Annotated in this window: 13 protein-coding genes; 4 read left to right on the forward strand and 9 right to left on the reverse strand. The window is 59.5% G+C overall.

Annotated features, from left to right (window positions below; all coding sequences use genetic code 11):
• Window positions 1–10: 10 nt before the first annotated feature.
• Entirely contained in the window at window positions 11–736 is a 726-nt protein-coding gene (locus EPN93_08950) for a hypothetical protein (GenBank protein ID TAL36104.1), read from the reverse strand.
• A 2165-nt stretch (window positions 737–2901) separates the two neighbouring features.
• Between EPN93_08950 and EPN93_08955 the strand changes: the two genes are divergently transcribed.
• Window positions 2902–4458 carry a methyl-accepting chemotaxis protein gene (locus tag EPN93_08955; protein ID TAL36105.1) on the forward strand — a complete coding sequence of 519 codons (1557 nt, stop codon included), beginning with the start codon at window positions 2902–2904 and terminating at the stop codon, window positions 4456–4458.
• 482 nt (window positions 4459–4940) lie between these two features.
• On the opposite strand, the gene metE is transcribed toward EPN93_08955, so the two are convergent.
• The 4 genes from metE to lepB all read right to left on the reverse strand — a co-directional run bounded on the left by metE (window position 4941) and on the right by lepB (window position 12642).
• Window positions 4941–7220 carry a 5-methyltetrahydropteroyltriglutamate--homocysteine S-methyltransferase gene (gene metE / locus EPN93_08960; protein ID TAL36106.1) on the reverse strand — a complete coding sequence of 760 codons (2280 nt, stop codon included), beginning with the start codon at window positions 7218–7220 and terminating at the stop codon, window positions 4941–4943.
• Window positions 7221–7542: 322 nt separating this feature from the next.
• Window positions 7543–9402 (reverse strand): DUF115 domain-containing protein, encoded by a 1860-nt coding sequence (locus EPN93_08965; protein ID TAL36107.1) that lies wholly within the window; start codon window positions 9400–9402, stop codon window positions 7543–7545.
• 255 nt (window positions 9403–9657) lie between these two features.
• On the reverse strand, window positions 9658–11511 hold the full coding sequence (locus tag EPN93_08970; GenBank protein ID TAL36108.1) for a PASTA domain-containing protein: 1854 nt from the start codon (window positions 11509–11511) through the stop codon (window positions 9658–9660).
• 48 nt (window positions 11512–11559) lie between these two features.
• Window positions 11560–12642, reverse strand: a complete 1083-nt coding sequence (gene lepB, locus EPN93_08975) for a signal peptidase I (protein ID TAL36109.1) — start codon at window positions 12640–12642, stop codon at window positions 11560–11562.
• A gap of 172 nt (window positions 12643–12814) precedes the next feature.
• Here lepB and EPN93_08980 point away from each other — a divergent pair, with 172 nt between their 5' ends.
• Window positions 12815–14695, forward strand: coding sequence for a hypothetical protein (locus EPN93_08980; protein ID TAL36110.1), 1881 nt, complete (start codon window positions 12815–12817; stop codon window positions 14693–14695).
• Here the strand turns inward: EPN93_08980 and EPN93_08985 are convergent.
• Window positions 14685–14957 (reverse strand): hypothetical protein, encoded by a 273-nt coding sequence (locus EPN93_08985; GenBank protein ID TAL36111.1) that lies wholly within the window; start codon window positions 14955–14957, stop codon window positions 14685–14687. The two genes, EPN93_08980 and EPN93_08985, sit on opposite strands and share 11 nt — an antisense overlap.
• Before the next feature lie 14 nt (window positions 14958–14971).
• Window positions 14972–15856 (reverse strand): hypothetical protein, encoded by an 885-nt coding sequence (locus EPN93_08990; GenBank protein ID TAL36112.1) that lies wholly within the window; start codon window positions 15854–15856, stop codon window positions 14972–14974.
• A 317-nt stretch (window positions 15857–16173) separates the two neighbouring features.
• Here EPN93_08990 and EPN93_08995 point away from each other — a divergent pair, with 317 nt between their 5' ends.
• Entirely contained in the window at window positions 16174–18087 is a 1914-nt protein-coding gene (locus tag EPN93_08995; protein ID TAL36113.1) for a hybrid sensor histidine kinase/response regulator, read from the forward strand.
• Window positions 18088–18240: 153 nt separating this feature from the next.
• Here EPN93_08995 and EPN93_09000 read toward each other — a convergent pair whose 3' ends face one another.
• Complete coding sequence (locus tag EPN93_09000; GenBank protein TAL36114.1) at window positions 18241–18720, reverse strand: hypothetical protein; 480 nt, start codon at window positions 18718–18720, stop codon at window positions 18241–18243.
• Between the two features lie 201 nt (window positions 18721–18921).
• Here EPN93_09000 and EPN93_09005 point away from each other — a divergent pair, with 201 nt between their 5' ends.
• Complete coding sequence (locus tag EPN93_09005) at window positions 18922–20058, forward strand: LysM peptidoglycan-binding domain-containing protein (GenBank protein ID TAL36115.1); 1137 nt, start codon at window positions 18922–18924, stop codon at window positions 20056–20058.
• On the opposite strand, the gene EPN93_09010 is transcribed toward EPN93_09005, so the two are convergent.
• Entirely contained in the window at window positions 20043–21053 is a 1011-nt protein-coding gene (locus tag EPN93_09010; protein TAL36116.1) for an adenosine kinase, read from the reverse strand. The two genes, EPN93_09005 and EPN93_09010, sit on opposite strands and share 16 nt — an antisense overlap.
• Between the last annotated feature and the right edge of the window lie 122 nt (window positions 21054–21175).

Here is a 21175-nt window from a genome sequence, read left to right on the forward strand (position 1 = left end):
TAACTCGCCATTATAACGAATTATTTTTTAATATATTATTAATAAAATCCATATTTACTCCCATATGTTTATTAAGGGTTTGTAGATAATCATTAAAAAGGGTGTGAAATTTATCTCTCTCTGGTACTATTTTAGAAAAAAACTGTTTAGAAATTTCATTTGTTTCGATAACAGCATTTTCATATATTTCCTTGTTTTTACTATTCATTTCATTTATCAATGCTGTTTTTACTTTTCCAAAATCTTTCCTAAATATTTCAGCAACATATGTCATTTGCACAGCAATTTTTGCTGCTGCGGCTTTAATTTCGACATTTTCAAAAAAGTATAAAAGAATTCTATAGTGATCAGCATAAATCTTTGTGAATAATTCTTCAGTTGATTTTTGATACTCAAATAATGATTTACCACCGTCAGCAGGAAAATTTCCATAATTGAACCGTAACTTTTCACTTAATAGTAATAAACAATCCTCAAAAAAGATAATTAATGAATTACGTGCATTTTCTTGAATTTTAGAATTTGAATCGGAATAAATAACAAATCTTGCTTTTAACTCTTCAATTCCAGATATATATTTATTTTTAGTGTTTTCTATTATGTCTGTAATATCTTTAATATCTTCTTTTGTGGCAAGATTCTCACCTTTTTTCTTAAAGTAAGATGAAAAGAACATAAAAAATAATACTGCGATTAAATTTATAATTTCAATTATGTGATTAAGAAAATAGTCCATTATTGTACTCCTGAATTATAGAAATAAATTGGCGAGTTATTCTGCGTAACTCATAGTCGTGTATATGGACTCACTCCGGGGAGGCATCCCCATTCACATACACACACTTGAACGAAGCCGATGCGGTACCGGCTATGGAGTTTTAAAACGCTTTCCTTTGACAAAACAAGAAGAACTGTATGCGTAATGGAAAACGAGCACGCTCCATATTCGGGAAGCGCAGGGAGAGGATACGTTAAATGTGCCTGAATTACAAGAAAAATACAAAGCTCCCGAAAGCCTTCCCGTTTCCTAAAAGAAAAGTCTTTGAAGAACCAAGTCCCGGTAATTACGGAAATTATGCTGAAGGCAGTACTCGAAGCATATTGAACGAGCAATAAGACCTAGATCGCCGCGCCAGCGGCAAACCACGATAGCCCGCTTGTTTGAGGCGAGTCCGGCGCAGCCGGCGAGCCGAGTTCGGGCGTCAGCCCCTCCGGCGAGGAGCGGGGAGAGTGGGAGCCACGAGGGAGAGAGGCCACGCGGGCCTTTCTCCCTCGTGAAAGCATCCCCTGCCAGGGGCACCCCCCCGCAGGGGACCCGCGCCCCCCGCGATTCCCATGCCCCTTTCGCTCCGTCTATCCACCAATCATCCTCCCACCATCTCCCCCAAACCTCCAATCGCGCCGGTTCGCCGATATATATTCTCACGAAAATTCCAGCCCCGCTGATAAATTTTATCCATATTTCTCCCGCCTCCATCGTAGAAAGAGACAACAGCGCTTCACAAAAGGCCGCTGTCCCGTTCCGGACATTCCAAGCCGCGGCCTCCCGGATGAGAAATCCCGAAAGGCCCGGATTTTTGTCTGATACATGAAATTTCAAGAGGCAGGTACCGCCGGCATGAAGACCGATATCGCGCACATCCTCCCCCCGTACGTCCGTACCCTCATCGTCGAGGCCCACGGAAGGTACGGAAGCCACGTCCTTTACACCAGAAACGGCAGGATCTACGCGCGCCCCCATTTCATCCCGCCCAATCCCCGCACCCCCCGGCAACAGGCCCGGCGTGCACTCATAGCGTCGGCCGTGAAGCGCTGGCAAAGGCTCGATGAAAACGAAAAGTTAATCTGGAACCGGGAGGGAAAAACGCTCGGGAGGACCGGTTATCATCTCTTCATAAGCGCATTCGTTGAAAAGGCCTCGCGGATGACGCGCCGGAAGGCAGCGTATAGAAACAGGAAACGATACGACGTGCGGGAATGTAGGGGAGTTCGGATACGCAGGGACGTTCGGGTTTGTAGAGGCGTGCCGGCGGCACGCCTCTACAAACCCGATAATTGCATGCCTCATTCCACGGGCGCCTCACCCTCCCCTGGCCCCTCCCATCAAGGGAGGGGAAGATACATAAGCATCCCCCACGAATTCGAACCAGTCACGTTTATTCGCGGTTCACGACCATGTACCAAGAATAGTTTAACCGCGAATGCACGCGAATAAACGCGAATGGCTTTCCCAGATCATTCTTGGATATGCCCGGCTGCCCTTCAACAGACTCAGGGGGCGACGTCTTAGCAGATTGCGCTGCACACATGTATTCTCTTTCATTAATCAGCGTTCCTTCCCGGTTCCCTAAAAGCAAAGCCTTGTGTGCAACACGTCCCCGGAAGCGTGGAAGAGCCCCTGAAAGCAGTACTCGGGGCATCTGGAACAGGAAATAAGACCTAGATCGCCGCGCCAGCGGCAAACCATATTAGCCCGCTTGTTTGAGGCGAGTCCGGCGCAGCCGGCGAGGCGAGTTCGGGCGGCCAGCCCCTCGCGGCGCTTGAGCGAGCGGGGTGAGGAGGAGCGCGAGGAGGAGAGGGGCTGGCCCCTCTCTTCCTCGCATACGCATCCCCCGCCCAGGGGCACCCCCCCCGTAGGGGACCCGCGGGACTCGCGTTATGCCGCGTGGATCGGCTCACGGCGACTGCGCAAAAGCTGCGGCAACTCCATTGCATTCCGCAACAACCCGAAGGATGATTGCGCTTTGAAAATAAAACAGCCCCGCCCACCCCGATTTACGGTTGACGGCCGATACGCCCTTGCCTGAAATATATACAGACAATTTATCTCATCGGTCAAGACCGGGCCGCGCAGTGCGCGCCGCTTCGGCCCTGCCGCATCCAGACTGGACGCACGGGGAGATGTTCATGAAATCATTTTTCTTGTCCCGCTATGCTGATGCAACGTACCTGATACAGAGAAAATCACTCACCCTGTTGTACCTGTTGCTGGCATTCTGCGTTATGCTTCCGGCGCTGGTCCTGGTATTTAAAATTGTCCTGAATGAAAACATATTCCTGCAGGCGAGCGCCGCGGCCATGATCATATTCGTCTCGGTGATCGTGTCGCTGGTATTTCTGCGCAAGGGGAAATATAATGTGGCCGCCAACACCATGGTGTTTACCCTAGCCATCGCGCTCACGATCGGTCTCATGTCGAAGCTGTTACTTTCACCCGAGAACGGCTATACTTCCTATATTTACTTCATGACCGGCGCCATGGTGATGGCGACGGTTTTCTGTTCCAGGCATGTGATCTGGATGACGTCCCTGCTGTTCCTGGCCGCGGATATCGTGTTCTTCATACTCGTGCGCGACCGCCTGGACCCGGTAAGCCTGAGCGCGGCGCGTGCGGGCGTGGTGGACAGCGGCTTTTCCATCGTGGTCATATTCATCCTGTCGCAGCTGATCCTGTCCATCACGGAAGGGGCGCTGCGCAAATCCGAAGAGGACACCCGAAAGAAGGACGATCAATACAACAAGATTTCCGCGCTTCTCGGTTCCGCGAGCGATTCGGCGGGCATACTGTCCGGCGCGTCCGAGAAGCTGTCCGACACCTCGATGAATTTCCTGGAAAATTCGCAGTCCCAGGCCTCGGCTGCCGAGGAGATCATGGCGACCATAGAGGAGGTTTCGGCGAGCAGCGATTCCATCGCCCAGGGCGCCGACGAGCAGGTCGCAAGCCTCAATGAACTGATGGCCAAGCTCGAAAGGCTGTCCGGGAGCATGCGGGAAATGGGCGACAAAATAGCGAAAGCCAGCGGCGCGGCCGATACGATATCGTCGCTGGCGAAGGCGGGAGAAACGTCCATCAACTCCATGAGCGAGGGAATGGGCAAGATAGGCGGCAGCTCCGACAAGATGACCGATATCATCGGGATCATCAACGATATATCGGACAAGATAAATCTCCTGTCCCTGAACGCAGCCATCGAGGCCGCCCGGGCGGGGGACGCCGGCAGGGGATTCGCCGTCGTGGCCGATGAAATTTCGAAGCTTGCGGACCAGACTGCCTCGAGTCTCAAGGATATCGACTCCCTGATAAAGCTGAACACCGATGAGATCCGCAAGGGCACGTCCAACATGAATACGACCGTGGCGGTTATAAGCGACATCATAAAAGGCGTGACCGGGATCAGCGGCATGATTGGCGATATCGCGCACTACATGACGGTCCAGCAGGGCATCAACCGCGACGTCAACGCGGACGCCGCCACGGTGCGGATTCGCTCCGATGATATACGATCATCGACGGCCGAACAGAAGAACGCGGTGGGCGAAATCGTAAAATCCATCTCCTCGGTCAACGAGATCACCCAGCACAATTCCAACGAGTCCGAAAATCTCCTGTCCCAGTCAAAAGGCGTGAAAGACATGGCAGACGACCTGAATTCGCAGGTGAAGTCGTTCATGTCATAAAATTGGTTTAGGGGACCACGCCTCATTCCCCGGGCGCCTCACCCTCCCCTCGCCCCTCCCATCGAGGGAGGGGAATAGTTTAACCGCGAATGCACGCGAATAGACGCGAATGACTTTCCCAGATCATTCCTGTTTCTGTCCAGCCACCCTTCGACGGGCTCAGGGGGCGATGTCATAGCTGATTGCGCTGCACATGAGCATCCTGATTCACTTACTTATCGCAAATACGCGAGGGCAGGAGGCCCGAGCGGAAGGCTGCGCGCGAGCCACACAGGAGGTGTATCGCAGCGCGCATGCGCGAGCAAGATCACCAGCACCGACTCAGACACCACGCCGCCTGAGTGGCGGCTTTCTTTGGCCGCACAAAGAAAGTCGCAAGCAATGCCCCTGCCAGGGGAAGCGGGTGATGGGATAGCCAAGTGCGGCCCACGCAGGCGTTACGCATAACACTCCCTTACAACGCCCGGCGCGCCGTGCCACCCTTACCCCCCCAGGGTCCCCCTGAGCGCGCGCGACACCTCCACCATGTTCCGGAGCGCGGCGACGGTCTCCTTCATGCCCCTCGTCTTGAGACCGCAATCGGGATTGATCCAGAAGAGCTTTTTATCAATCAACCGGATCGACCGCTCGACCACGGCGCGCATCTCCTCGACCGGGGGAACCCGCGTCGAGTGCACGTCGTACACACCTACGCCGATACCGTGGTCGTACTTGAACTTCTCGAATGCCTCGAGCAATTCGCCGCGGCTGCGCGACGCCTCGAACGAGATGACGTCGGCGTCCATGGCGTAGATCGAATCGATGATCTCGTTGAATTCCGAGTAGCACATGTGCGCGTGAATCTGCGTGTCTTCCCTGACGGAATCGCACGTGAGCTTGAAGGCCTTGATCGCCCAGTTCAGGTAGTCGCGCTGCTTCTCCTTTTTAAGGGGAAGCCCCTCGCGAAACGCAGGCTCGTCCACCTGGATGATCCCTATCCCGGCCTTCTCGAGGTCGAGCACCTCGTCGCGCAGCGCGAGCGCGATCTGGTAGGCCGCCTCCTCCCGGGGGATGTCCCTGCGGCAGAAGGACCAGTTGAGAATCGTAACAGGGCCCGTGAGCATCCCTTTAATGGGCTTCTTCGTGAGTGACTGCGCGTACACTACCTCCTTCACGGTCATGGCCTCCGGGCGCGAGATATCGCCGTAGATGATGGGCGGCCTCACGCAGCGCGTGCCGTACGACTGCACCCAGCCGTTCGCGGTGAAGGCGAACCCGTCCATCTTCTGCCCGAAAAATTCCACCATGTCGGTGCGCTCGAACTCCCCGTGGACCAGAATATCGAGCCCTATGTCCTCCTGGAGCGCGACGAGCTCGCGGATCTTTTCCCGGATAAACTCGTCGTAGTGCGCTTGGGTGATCGCCCCCTTCACGAGCTCGCCCCGCTTCGCGCGGACCTCCTTCGTCTGGGGAAAGCTTCCTATCGTGGTCGAGGGGAAAAGGGGAAGCGCGAACCGCGCCCTCTGCTTTTCGTAGCGCGCGGAGAACGGGTGCGGGCGCCCCACGCTTGACTCGCGCGCCGCGGCCGCCTTCGCCCGCACGTCCGGTTTCGTGAACGCCTCCGCGAGCGCCGCGCTATAATTCACGGGCACGGGCGCGCCCTCGTTCAGGACCTGCTTCAGAAACCTGAGCTCCTCGAGGCGCTCGTCGGCGAAGGAGAGCATGTTCAGGACCCGCTCGTCCAGGTGGCCCCGTTCGGCCTTCACGGTCACGGGAAGGTGGAAGAGCGGCGCGGCGTTGGAGAGGATCACGCGCTCCTCGTCCACGATGCCGGTGATCTCCCGGATGACGGCGAGCGTGCGGATGAAATCGGTCCTCCACGGGTCGCGGCCCGATACCACGCCCGCCAGCAGTATCTTGTCTTTTGGGAATCCGTGCTTCACGAGCTTCTTTAAATTGTCGCCGTTCACCGTGAAGTCGAGCCCTATCCCCTTCACCGGGAGCTCGTTCACGATCCGCTCGTACGCCGAGAGGCTCTCGTAATAGGTGTGCACCAGTATATCGGGCCCCTCAAGGCCGCGCGTGATAGCCCGGTACGTCTCGATGAGCGTATCGATCTCCGCATCGGTCCGGTCCTGGACCAGGGCGGGCTCGTCCACCTGCACGGTCCGCACGCCCTGGGCGCGGAGCTCCTCGAGTATCTGCCGGTATATCGGCGCCAGCGCCTTCATCATGGCCGCGAACGGCTTTGCGTTTCCGTTGCCGGCGGGCCCGCTCCCCGGCTGGACCTTTCCCAGCGAAAGGAAGGTAAAGGGGCCGATAATGACCGGCTTCGAGTCCCGGCCCGTTTTCTCCTTCACCCAGCGCCAGGATTCGAGCGGCCTGTTCTTTACGAGCCTGAACTCGCCGGTAAGCTCGGGGACAATGTAATGGTAATTGCTGTCGAACCACTTGGTCATCTCGCAGGCCTGGACGCGCTCGTTCCCGCGCCCCATCGCGTAGTACCGCGCGAGCCCGTCCTTGACGTCCGCGAAGCGCTCCGGTACGATCCCGAACATCGTCGCGTGATCGAGCATGGAGTCGTAGAGCGAAAAATCGTTGGAGGGCAGGAGGTCCAGCCCCGCCGCCGCGAGCTTTTCATACCGGCGCGTATTGATCCGCTCCAGCGCCTCCATGAGGCTTTTCTCGTCTATCCGGGACTCCCAGAAGCTTTCGGTTCCCGTCTTGAACTCCCGCCTGTCCCCGATCCTGGGGTAGCCGAATGCGGTTATGGATATGGCCATATGCGTCTCTCCTCGACATGATGATTTTCTATGCCCGCTTTTTTTGACGGGGGTCCGATACCGCCCGCCGGCGGATTACGCCGTTTACGAATATCAGATAGAATTTATGTAAAATTGTGCGTGGGGTAAATAGCCGGTTCGCATAAAATGCGAATTCCCGGGAAAAGCGCCGTTACCTTAAAAAACAGCCCCCTAAACCCCCCGGAGGGGGACTTCAGCAATCGGCAGAATATGCATTTGGCAGATGTCGTTGCCCCTCGATGAGGGACTTGAATTTCCTTGCCCCCTCCGGGGGTGCGGGGGGCTGCTTCGTGATACGCTTTCAGCGCAGCAGGGCGTGCATTTTCCCGATCATCTTTTTGTTGAACACGCAGCCCTCCAGGAGCCCGCGGTAGAGGTAGAGCGATCGCTGGGCCACGCGCTCGTCGTTCGCGAGCTCGCACTCGCCCTCCGCGCATTCCCAGCCCTCGGTGATGGTGTGGATGACCCGCTGGGCCGCGAAGCCGATCATCTCCTTGAGCGTGTGCGCGGACTCGATGATCCGGTCGGTCTCCTCGAGCTTCTTCACGATGTACCCGGTCTTCCCGGGGTCAAGCCGGCAGGTGCGGGTCCTCGCGAGAAGGTCCTCCGCGAGCGTAACGGCGCGCTCCAGGACCGGCAGGAGCAGGTCCAGTTCCGCGCTCATCTGCGCGCAGCGCACGGCGAGCCTTTCGCGCGTCTGGGCGTACGCGGGCCGGCCGGCCTGTGCGGAGCCCAGGAGGCCGTCTATCTTCGGGAAAATATCGACCCCCGCCGCGGGGAACGCGAGCTCGTCGTGCGGTACGTGGCGCACCGCGCCCATCCGCGCACCGTCCCACGTGGCGTTCACGAGCGAATCGTCCGCGCGCTTCTCGAACCAGGAGTGGAAGATCATCATCTTCTGGTTCGTCCGCACCCGCGCGGTGCGTATGCCGCGCACGTACACGGGGGGGAGCGCCGTGAGCTGGAAGCGGTTGAACATGAGCGGGGTGTAGAAGCGCCTCGTGCGCAGGAACACCTGTTCGTCCAGGTAGGAGCCGCGCGCGTGCGCGAGGCCCCCCGTGAAGGCCAGGTCCTGGGCGACCATCACGACGGGGGACGCGCCCAGGCGCCGCGCGAAATCGTACGCGTTCGTCGACACGGAGCCCCCGTAGGCGAGCTCGCCGCGCGGGCCCGTGATCTCCTCGATCCACTTCATCATCTGGAAGGCCAGTCCCGTGAGCGCCCTCTTCCCCTTGAACAGCCTGAACACCGAGGGGTGCACGGTGGGATCGGCGACGAGCACAGTGCGGGAGGGGGTATCTCCCTCGAAATAGCGCGCGTTCACGAGCTGGGGGTCCACGCACATGCAGAAATGGGGCTCGATCCCGTGCCGGCGCAGCACCCGGTACGAGGTGTCGACCGCGACTATGAGCGCGCGGTCCGCGTTCGCGCGGATGAAGTCGATGCTCATGGAGAGCGAAGGCCCCGCGGCGACGACGATCGCGGGCATTCCTTCGAACACGCCGTAAAACGCATCGGCCCCCGGCGCCCCGACGAGCTCCAGGGCGTTGCGCGCGATGTTGGCGCACCAGGTCTTCTCGAATTTCGCGAGCGTCGCGATGTTCACTTCCTTCGTCGAAAGGTAGGATTTCGCAATGCGGACCAGGTTGTTGTAGTACGCGGGATCGGTCTGGTGCGAGCCGCGGTGGGTGAGGAAGGAGACCTTCATGCTCGACTTGCCCTTGAGCTCCTCCGCGACGATGTCCTCGGTGGGATCGATGAGCACGTGGAGCCTGCGGTCCGCGAAGAGCGCCGATAAATCCCTGCATTCGCAGGCGAGCCGGATGACCGCGGCGTCCTTCTCGAGGACGAGCACCGTCGAACCGGCGGGGGCGCGATCCATGAGATCCTGCACGTGGTAGGCGAAGGCGAACCCGCACACGACGAACAGCGTGAACGCCGGCGCGTCCACCTCGTCGATTAAGCGCGCGGCCTCTTTAAGGGGCTCGTAGCGGCTGTGCAGGAGAAGCTTCTTTCCGGCCAGGGTAATTTCCGGCACGGGGCTCCCGTCGCGTGCCTGGACGCAGCGCATCGAGTCGTCCGGCGCCGCCGCCTCCACCGCGTCGTGAAGGCGCGGCTGGAACTCTTTCAGGACGGCGAGGTTTTTTTCGAGAAGTGTCATTGTGCCCGTACTATTTATCGGCAAGGCGGAGAGAAGCTCTTGTAACTAAATTGAATTTATGACCAATCTTCACCTCTTATAAGGCAGCCCCCTAAATCCCCCAAAGGGGGACTTGAATAGGACATCTTTCATTTTGTACATCAAAACCAAATATAATATTCAACTTATGCTTTGCCCCCATTGGGGGTGCGGGGGATTTTCGAATGGTTGAGGGGGCTATTCTTACACGCTTATATGCGTCCTCCCCACAGCCCGCTACCGGTCATTCAGCTGCAATGTGATCGCCTGGTTGGGCTTCAGGGCGCTTCCCGGTTCCGGGCTCTGTTTATACACGCGGCCCGTCCCGGTGAGCGTATAGCTCACGGGCACGATGAGCTGGAGCTGGGCGAGCGTGCGCAGCGATTCGGACAGGAGCATGCCGCGGAAATCCGGCACCCGTTTCCCGTCCGGCTGCTTCTGCGACGGTCTGCTCGCCAGGGGCTCCTCCGCCTGCAATTGTTTCGACTTCACGCCGAGCAGGGGCAGCGCCCGGGAGGCTATCCGCGTGAAGACCGGCGCCGCGCCCTCGCCGCCGGATGCGTAATTCACCGGTTCGTCAATCACGACCGTGATGCAGAGCTCGGGGTCCTGGTAGGGGACGATGCCCGCGAATACCACGGTATAGCGGTCGGAGTAGTAGCCCCCCCGTTTCATCGATTTCTGTGACGTCCCGGTCTTGCCCGCGACCTCGTAGGCCGCGAGAGCCCCCTTCGCACCGGTCCCCCCGTCCACGACGCCGCGCATCATCTTGAGCAGGCGCGCGGCGACCTCCTCGCTCAGGACGGGTCCCTTCGTGCGCGCGAAGAAGTTCTGGCTCACCGTCCCGTTCTCCCGTTCGATCTTCTCTATGATGGACGGGACCACGTAGACCCCCCGGTTCGCGATCGCGGCGAAGGCCGCGGTGAGCTGCAGCGACGAGACCGATATCTCCTGCCCTATCGACATCGAGTATTTCGAAAGCCCCGACCAGTCCGCGGACGGGTAGAGGATACCCTCCGTTTCGCCGGGGAAATCGCTCCCCGTGGGCTTCCCGAAACCCATGCGCGCGAGCATCTGATGGTACTGGTCCTTGCTCACGTGCTTCATCGCCTGGATAATGCCCACGTTGCACGAGTTCTTGATGATGCCGTCCAGGTTGAGTTTGCCGTGCTCGCCCGTGCACTTGATGGTCGCGTCGGCGATGTCGATCTTGCCGTCGCACGAATAGAGCTCGTTCTGCGCGGAGGGGGCGAACTCCAGAAGCGCCGCCATCGCGATTACCTTGAGCGTGGAGCCGGGCTCGAAAGAGTCCACGATGGAAAAATTCTTCCTGTTCTCGTCGGTGTAGGCGGAATAGTTGTTGGGGTCGAACGGCGGGTATTTCGCGAGGGCCAGGATGCGCCCGGTCTTCACCTCCATCACGACGGCCGCGCCCTGGCGCCCGTCCGCGCGCCGTACCCCCCACTCGAGCTCGCGCTCGGCCTGGTACTGGATGACCCTGTCGATGGTCAGGGTTATGCTGCTCGCGCGAATCACGTCGGCCTCGTCCCGGTCGAACGGGCGCTCCCGTTTCCCGGTGAGTATATCGTCGAACTTGTATTCCATGCCCTCCAGGCCGCGGTTGTCGATCCCCACGAAGCCCGTGATGTTCGAGGCGAGTGGACCGTTCGGGTAGACGCGCTGGTATTCCTTTCTTAAATGCAGTCCCTTGAGGGAGAGCTTGCGCACCTTCGCCGCGGTCTCGTCGTCAAGGCGCCTTTTTATCCAGACGAATCGCTTAGGGCGGGAGAGCCGCTCGACGAGCACGTCGCGCGGGAGGTCGATCAGGTCCGCGAGCGCGGCCGCGGTTTCCACGGGGCGCGCGACTTCCATGGGGTTCGCGAAGAGGGACTCGCGCTCGATGCTGAGCGCGAGAATATCGCCCATGCGGTCCCTGATGAGGCCGCGGCGCACCGGCCTGTCATCCTGGGGGCTTATCTGTATCCTGGGGGAAAAGTGGAGGTCCCCCAGCCTGAAGACGAACACGAAGGCGATGAGGGCGACGAGCCCGCCGGCAATGTACACGCGCCGCGTGAAAACCTGCTGGTTCATGCGCTCGTGCCGGCGGCGCGGTATCGGCTCACGGGAGGCCTTCCGCAGCTATCGAATGAGCTTGAGCCTCGAAAAATCGAGGGAGAAAATCTGCTTCGTGTTCCAGTAGAGCACAAACGCGCGTCCCTTGATGCGCTCCACGGGCACGTACCCGAACGCGCGGCTGTCGCTCGAGTTCTTGCGGTGATCCCCCATGGCGATGACCATCCCCTTGGGGACCGTGCCGTCGAGCTTCTTGTCGGGGAAGCCGAAGTACGAGGTGATGCCGTCCCCTCCCTTCACGTAGGGCTCGTTCATCTTTTTCCCGTTGATCCAGATATGTCCCTCCTGGATCCTGAACTCGTCCCCTTCGACGGCGACGCAGCGCTTTATGAAATCGCGCGCATCCTCGCCGGGGGGCATGAAGATTATGATGTCGTTTCTCTGCGGGGCGCGGCTCCAGGGCCACTTGAGACAGACGGGCTTGTCCATGCCCAGCATTTTCGGTATGGTGGGTCCGTAGGTGAGCTTTTCCACGAGCAGGTGGTCTCCCACGAGGAGCGTGTCCTCCATGGAGCCCGTGGGGATGAAATAGGCCTGGATGATGAATTGCCGTATGTGCATGGCCAGGATGAACGCGACGAGCACGGCGTCGCAGAAATCGTACACCTTCCTGAGCCGGGCGCTGCGCCGGGGCGCCATGTCCTCGAAACAGGCGAGCACGCGGTCCTTGTCCTCGCGGGAGAGCAACTCGATGGGGAACGCGTTCGCGACGAATTTCTGCCGCACGACGAGGTTCCCGAGCACATTCACCTCTACGTAGGTGATGTCGTCCAAGGGTACGCGCACGCCCTTTCCTCCCGTTTCGTACAGCTCGACCGCCGCGGGGGAAACGACCATCTTGCCGCCGCTGAAGACGAAGTACTTCATGAAATGGTTTACGAGCCGCACCAGCACGATCGCGATGAGAGCCCCGCCTATTGCGTAGGTCCCGTCGAAGGGAATGACGACCGCGAGGAATATGGACGAGTAGGCGAGCAGGAATATATAAAGAAGCCTCCTCCCGAAAAACCTGAGCGCGTTGGCGCCCGAAATAACCGGACACTCGACGGTTTCCGAGAGGGATTTGTTCACCCGCAAAAACTGCAGCATATGTATCTCCTTGTGAGCCGCCCCGCTGGTGTACGGTCCGTTCCCTGGGTGGTCGGGGCGATCGTCCGGAGAGGGTGCGGCGGGCCGTCTTTCTCCGGCAATGAAATTTTATTGCGCGAATAACTGCAACTATATAGAATAGGCTAATTTTGATGTCCACCATTTTTTTGAAATGAGAAAACTGACCGAAGCCATCTCAAGGCTCACCCCCGAGGAAGCCGCGGAGCTTTCGCGGGTCCTGCACATCGACGGACTGTCGGGTGACAGGTCCGCCGCCCTGGGGGAGATGCTGAACACCTACAGCGGGATTCACGCGCTGCTGTCCGGTCTCGCGCGCGACGAGCTCCTGCTCCTGCGCGCCGCAATCAGGATGCCCGACGGCATAACCTACGGCGACGCCGAAAAAGCGCTCAAGCTGGACGGCGCGGCCATCGAGCGCAACGCCGCATCGCTCGCAAAACGGGTGCTGGCGTACGTATTCAAGAACCGCCAGCGCCTGCACAACAAGCTGGACAAGGTGCACATCTACCAGGAGATACAAGACCTGCTGGTGCCCGTGGAGCCGGACGAGCTGCGCGACCATTTCAGTGCGGCGCGCGCGCTGCTCCGCGAGATTCCGCCGCAGGGGATAAAGCCCGAGAAGCCGGCATCCCCCGACGAGGAGCGCCTGCTCCAGATGCTCTTTCTCCATGGCGGGGTGATAAGCATCGAGGAGGCCGGACGCGCGCTGTCGATCGACGCGCTCGAAAAGGCGATCGCCGCGGTGCGTGCGCGCGGGAGCGCAAACGTGCGCCACGTATTCACGGTCCCGTTCCAGACGCTCATCGTGCTCGAGCCCGACCGCTTCCCGGGGCTGGCCGCGCGGGGCATCACGCCGTCGGCGCCGCCCGCGCACCGGGTGCAGAATCACTACAATTTCCTGCTGAACATCCTCAGCACCTTCGACACCGTGTCGTCGTTCGGGCTCTTTTACACAAAGCAGCGCGAGTTCAGGAAGGTTGACTGGAAACGGCTCTGCGACGCAATGATGCGCATGGAAGAGCTCTCCGGAGAGGATTTCACCGCGAACCGCACCGCCGAACTGTGCCTGAGCGTGCTCCACGCGCTCAAGTGCTGCACCCTCACCAGGGACGCCGTCGTGATATCGCTCAAGCCCATCGAGCGCGAGCTCGACAGCCCGCAAAAGCTGCTCCTGCGCGTCCTGCGCGCGCTCGACACCGCCGATTCCGAGGGTGCGCCCGCACCGTCCCCGTTCCAGATGCCCGCGCTTGCCGCCGTGAGAACGCTCTTCGAGATCATTTCCGATACCGCCGCCGGGTCGATCGGGATCCTCCTGGCCGAATTCGTGCTGGGGGCGCTATCGGCGCAATCGGAAAACCGCATGTCGCTGATAGACCGGAGGGACCGGGCGATCGCCCAGTGCATGGGGGGGCTAAGGCTCATGTGCCTGTGCGGCATCATCGAGGCGCACGGTGCCGTGGTGGAGCTGAGCGATATCGGCGCCGAGCTCGCGTACCGCTTCGTGAAGACAAGGAAGCCCGTCGAACCGGGGACGGACGGGGACTGCAGGAAGGTCTATATCAACCCCGATTTTACCATGATCATTCCAAAGGACGAGATAAGCTCGGAGGCCGGCTACCACCTCCTGGCGCGCGCCGAGATCGTGCGCGACGACATGATCCTGCATACGCGCCTGAGCCGTGCCTCGATTGTGCGCGCGAACAAGAGGGGCATGTCGCCGGACGAGTTCCTCGCGACGCTGGAGCGCTGCTCGAAGAACGAGATCCCCCAGAACCTTCACTTCGTGCTGAACGAATGGGAGCACCAGACCATTCGGCTCAAGATCCTGGACGCGACCGTGATTCGCTCGAGCCACCCGTCCCTTCTCGACGAGCTCGAAAACAACGAGCAGCTCGCGGGCTTCTTCGAGCGCATCGCCCCGGCATACGCGATCATCGACCGGGGACACCTGGACACCATCATCAAGATCGCTCAGAAACGCGACGCCGTCATTACGCTGTTCGAGGACGAGGGGGCGGGGATCAGTCCTTGATCACCCGTATCTGGAGAGCGATTTTCCAGGTGATAAACTCGGAGAGGGCAATGATGATCTTTTCGGGCACGAAGTAAATCTTTCCATTGAGCTTGGCGAGCATCCCCTTGTAGTGGCTGTGTGTCATCGGGTGATCCACCCATCCCAGGGGCTCGACCTCACGCCAGTTGTTGCAGGTTTTGAGCACCGGTATCTTCTTGAGGTATATTTCCTTGATGGTTCCGTTGACCACCGAGGAGGCGAGAATTTTCTCCCATTCCATATCGGCAGGTCGCCTTATTTCTTCCCGCTGGTGCGGTCTTTGAGCTGCCGGCGAAGCCTGTGCACCTCTTCGGTGAGCTTTTCGCTCTTCGCCATTTCCCTGCGTAATTTTTTATGAAGCTCGATCGCCTCCTCCCTTGACAGCGCCTCGACCTTTTCCCGGGCCTCGATGATGCGGTTTGCCTGGTGGAGCTCCTGCGCTGAAAAATCGATGAGGGACTCCTGCGCCCTGATCACGCTGTTCGCGTCGAGGAGCTCCTTGCGGCGAAGCTCGGTGAGGACCTCCTCGGCCCGGATCCGGTCCTTCATGTCGAACATCTCCCGGCGCCGGAGATCGGTGAAATTGCGGATGGCGCCGTTCAGCTGGTTCTGCTCCTGCATGAGGTGCTTTTCGTGGTGGAGGATTCGCTCGAAGGCCTCCTTCTCCCGCCCGGTCACCAGGAATTCGCGGCGGTTGATGCTCATGAGGCTTTCGAAGGTTTCGATCCGTTCCTCGGCGTCGCGCGAAATGTATTTCATCATCTCGCGGTAGCGCTCGACCACGATTGATTTCTCGAGGAGGAGGATGAACTCGCGCTTGTTGAGCGGACGGCCCAGGATCTCGACGTGCAGGAGGTTCATGCTTGCCTTGATCGCCGTCTTGATCTCCTGCCGGCCGAAGACGAGGAACTTCAGGAAATTCCTGAGCCTGGTGTCGGCCTGGATGGACGCGATCACTTTCTCCGGGGTGAGGCCGCCGATATCGACAATGAAAATGTTTATGGTGCCGCTGATTATCTCGCAGGCGGAGAAATCGGTTCCCTCCACGAGCGTGCACGAGAGCCCCAGCTCCCTGATCGATTTCCCCATTTTCCTGCCGCGATCATTGTCGGAAAGAAACCAGATGTCCACTCGTTCCACGTTATTCCCTCTACCGTTATTCAATCCTATAAGACGGTACGCGAAATGACAACAGTTTTTTGGGAAGTTTTATTATTGATTTAACCGTCTCCGGGATTTACACTGTGAACAGGTTGATTGCCGCAGACGGACCCGGGTAATCGCATGGGCGCGCACGGAAGGAAACGCGATGCGGGGGTTCCGATACCACAGGGTCCCGACCACCGGCCCTGGTCCTATCGGTCCCCGGCCACCTCCCCCCCGATGCGCGGCGGAGCGAACACGAACACCGATTCGCGTGCCGGGGAACCAAATCGATCATCACGCATTCGAGAGGCATGTACAAAACGCAGATACTCATAGTCGAGGACGAACCGATCCTCGCGCTCGACATAATGGAAACGCTGGAGCGTCACGGGTTCAGCGACATCCACATGGTCTCCTCGGGCGAAGAAGCCTTGAGGCACATCGAGCGCAACAGGGTAAGCCTGGTCCTCATGGACATCTACCTGCAGGGGAGCCTTGACGGCGTCCAGACCGTCGAGCTTCTGAAAAAACACGGCGATTTTCCCGTCATCTACCTTACCGCCTCAACCGACGACGCGACCATGCAGCGCGCGAAAATCACCGCGCCCTTCGGTTACATTCACAAGCCCTTCAAGGAGCGCGAGCTCCTGGTGACGATCGAGATGGCGCTGTACAAGCATGACATCGACGAGCAACTCCGGGAGCGGGAAGAGCAGTACCGGAAATTTTTCGAGGAGGACCTCACCGGCAATTTCATCGCCCGCGCGGACGGGGCGCTCACCGCGTGCAATCCCGCGTTCCTGCGGCTCTTCGGCTTCGGGAGCGTGGAGGCGGCCCTGGGCGCGAACCTGGGGGAGCGCTTCCCGGAGGGGCACTCGTGGGAGACCTTTCTCCGCGCGGTTCGCGACCGGGGCAAGCTCGAGTATTTCGAATCTGAGCTGCGGGCGCTCGACGGCACGATCATTTACACGGTGGGAAATTTTATCGGGCGCTTCGACGGCGAGGGCGTGCTGGCGCATATTCACGGATACATCTTCGACGACACGCGCAGGAAGACCCTCGAGCAGCAGTTCCTCCAGTCGCAGAAGATGGAGGCGATCGGCAGGCTCGCCGGGGGCATCGCGCACGATTTCAACAACCTGCTCGCGGTCATCAGCGGTTACAGCGAGCTTCTCGCCTCGCACCTGCGTCCCGAGGACCCGCTCTCGAAGGACGTGTCGGCCATCGTGCACGCAAGCGAACAGGCCTCCATGCTCACCCGGCAGCTCCTCGCGTTCAGCCGCAACTCCGTCATGCGCATGGAGATCGTTAACATAAACACGGTCATCGCGGGGATGGAATCCATGCTGCAGCGGCTTATTGGCGCCGCGATCACGCTCAAGACCTCGCTCGCGCCCCGCGCGTGGAAGGTCGAGGTTGACCCGGGACAGATCGAGCAGGTGATCATGAACCTGGTCATTAACGCGCGCGACGCGATGGCGAAGGGGGGAACGCTCACCGTGAGCACCGCGAGCGAGGTCATCCGCGACGACCCCGCGCTGCATTTCATCGTGCGACCCGGCGCCTACACCGTGCTCTCCGTGGAGGACACGGGCACCGGCATGGACGAAGCGACGATATCGCGCATCTTCGAGCCCTTTTTCACCACCAAGCCCAAGGGCGAGGGGACCGGACTGGGCCTCTCAACGGTGTACGGTATCGTCACGCAATGCGGGGGCGGCATCCGCGTGACGAGCGCGCCGGGCGCGGGGACGCGCTTTGACGTGTACCTGCCGCGCGCCTCGCGGACGGATGCGCGCACGGCGCCCTCGACGGAAGCGGCGCATCCGGCTTTGGGCACCGAAACGGTTCTCATCGTCGAAGACGAATCGGTGATCCGCTCGCTCATCGCGAGGCTCCTGCGCATGAGCGGCTATACCGCGATCGAAACCGCCGACGGCGAATCGGCGCTCGCCCTGATCGGGGAGCGCGAGGGAAACGTGGACCTCCTGATAATCGACATGGTCATGCCCGGCATGAGCGGGGGCGATTTCAGCAGGAAGGCCGCGGAGCGTTTCCCGGATATAAAGAAGCTTTTCATATCGGGATACGTCGACGCAAAGGTCATGGAAGCGGTTGAACCGGAAAGCCGCGGCAATTTTCTCCAGAAGCCCTTCAAGTCGGATCAGTTCATCGCCCGCGTCCGAGAAATTCTCGACCGCCCCGGGAACACGCGCCCGCGCTAGGCGTTTCCGCGCAGGAAGCGGTGTGAATCACTTTCTGAAAGACGGAGGCGGGAAGACATACCTTGCCAAGCGGAGTGTGAATTTTTTCCGGTGATGTGGGCGTAAATAGGCAGACCTCACCCATGGTTTGGTGTGTGCGTGGACGAAAGATGCTTAATGTGAGGAGATGCGGCGGAGTATTTTCGTGGGTGAAGCTCTTGTAGGGTGGTTTTCGGTGTCGCCCCAGTAGAATTCCCAGCACAGAATGCCACCTGTGCTCCTTTGGCCGATGGCATAATGGGGGAGCCGAACATAATTATGCCTTCCGGCTGAATCGCGCAGCAGCTCGTGCAGGTAGCGCTTCGTCGCAATGGCTACCAGATGCGCGACCGAGAACCGGCTCAACTTACGGAAATCCGAAGCAAACTCATTCTCATTCTTCCTGAAGCGAATCGGAAAACAATGCCATCGTTTCCAAGGGTCACGGGGCTGATACTTTACCAAAGTAAACCCTCCCTGAAACCGATCAATATCGCGCAAAACGCGCTTCAAGAGCATAATGACGACCTGCTGGCGGCTTGTTTTGAGCTTTGCCGCGACAAGGGCAATATTCACGTAGACGATATGGCTCATGTTTATAGAAGTGCGAAGCATTCCGTATCCTCCGGGACAAAGGCGTCCAAAGTGAATACGAATGGGGAATGAGAAATATGAACGGTTTTTCCGGCTATAAACCGGGCGCCCGAAAATTAATTCGCACATTGCTAAGCGCGCGGTCCGGTTCCGAAATTCCGCTTGATTTATTTTTCATCACGGGCACCCTTGGGGCAATTCCAGCTCTCCGGGGGTGACATAATGCGGATTACGATCAAGGCCGTTGCGCTTGCGGTCCTCACCTGCATTGCCGCGATACCCGCCATGGCCCGCGCCGACTGGGGACTTGTCGCCCTTCTCTCCGCCGATACGGAGGCCGCCGATATCCGCGCCGCGCGCGACGCCGCCCTCTCCCGGCTCCCGTCCCTGGAAAACAAGGCCTTCTTCGAATCCGTGAAAGACCTTTCGATCCTCAGGCGCAGGGAAGTGCGCGATGCGGTCTGGCATTACCTGACGGCGGGACGCGGCTATATCATCGCGGCGCACGAACGCGCGGCTCTCTGCATGGACGCGATCCGCGAAACGCTGGCCGAAGAAAAAGACGTCCCGGCCGAGCTCGCCTATCTGCCCATAATCGAGAGCTGCTACAACCCGTTCGCGGTATCGCCCAGTTGGGCCACGGGACCCTGGCAGTTCATGCCGGCGACGGGGGCCGCCTACGGCATGAAGGTGAACGCGTGGGTAGACGAGCGGCGCGACATCCGCAAGTCGACGCGCGCCGCCGCCGTGTTTTTAAAAGACCTTTACGCGGGATTCGGCACGTGGGAGCTCGCGCTCGCGTCCTACAACGGCGGGCCCGGCCATGTCCGTTGGGCCATGGCGGCGAGCGGAAAGACCGATTACTGGGAGCTGCGCGCAAGCGGGCGCCTCGCATGGGAAACCGCGGAATACGTCGTCCGTTATGCGGCAGCGATGATCGTGTTCACGCACGGAAAGGAGTTCGGGCTGTGGGGGGACGAAATCGCGGCCCCGGTGAAGTGCGCGTCCTTCACCCTGGAGCTTCCCGCGAGCATCGGGCAGGTGTCCCGGCTTTCGGGAACGCCCGTGGCCGTGCTGCGCGCCATGAACCCCGAGCTGAACGGCGAGTTTACGCCGCTCTACGAAAAAAACTACCCGCTACGCGTCCCCGAGGGGTCGCTCAAGATGCTCATCGAGCAGAAGGAGACGCTCAAGACCTTCCGGTTCAACGCGGTGAACATGCACATCGTGCGCGAGGGCGAGTGCCTTAACGCGATCGCGGCGATGTACCACACCTCGACACAGACGATCATGCTCTTCAACGACATTCGGAACCCGCACCTCCTGAGGCCGGGACAGGTCCTCTACATTCCTATCTGATCCGCGTAAATCCTGGAGGTGAGGCGCGCCCCCACCTGCGCGACAACGAGGGCCGCCGCGTGGCTGGCGATGCGCCCGCACCGCTCCAGGGGAAGCCCGTGCGCGAGCCCGTACAGAAACCCGGCCGCGTACATGTCGCCCGCGCCGTTGGTGTTCACCGCGTCGACCTTATATGAAGGAATTTCGATGGACCGCCCTCCGCTGTGGACGATGCTCCCCTTTCCGCCCAGTTTCACGACCGCGATGCGGCTGTACCCGCCGAGCACCTCCGCTGCCTGCGCGCCTTTTTTCCCGGTAAAGGTTTCCGCCTCCTCCTCGTTCACGAAAAGGATGTCGGCGCGTTCCTTCGCCAGCGTGTGGAACTCGTCAAAATTGCGCTGGATGAGCGCCGGGTCGGCGAGGTCTATGGAAACCTGGGCGCCGCAGCGATGCGCGATCTCCATCGCCCTTAGGCTCGCGGCCTTGAGGTCTGGATCCTCCAGGAGGTAACCTTCGATATGCAGTATCCGGGCCTGCGCGATATCCGCTTCCGCGATGTCCTCCTTCCTGAGAAAAAGCGCCGCGCCCAGGTGCGTGGCGAAGGTGCGCTCCCCGTCGGGGGTGATGAGCGTGATCGCGTGTCCCGTGAGCCGCTCGTGACCCGCGAGCCTCACGGCCACGCCCACGCGCTCGCTCTCGCTGCGGTACAGCGCGCCGAAATCGTCGTTGCCCACCTTTCCGATGAAAAGCCCCCTGCCCCCCAGGACCGAGACGCCGGCCACGGTGTTCGCGGCGCTTCCCCCCGGCGTTTTCTGCATGGGGTACGACGCGAGCACCGCCAGGACCGACCTGCTTCGCTCCTCGTCCACGAGCTGCATGGTACCCTTCGTGAGGCCCAGCCGGCCGAGTACGGCCTCATCGACCTCTATCGTAAAATCCATGAGCGCCGACCCGATTCCCGCTACATCGAACATGATTGGTATCCCTTCAATATTTTGATTGCGCCTAACGCGCATGGCGCGCGTGCGCCCGCGTGTTCATATCCGCACCCCGCACGCTAAAAAGTCAAGGAGGATTGGATCGCGGAGCGCCCGGAAACGGGAAAAGGAACCCAATTGGGATTGCATTTTTTCACGGG

The sequence above is a fragment of the Spirochaetota bacterium genome (assembly GCA_004297825.1).
GTDB lineage: Bacteria > Spirochaetota > UBA4802 > UBA4802 > UBA5368 > FW300-bin19.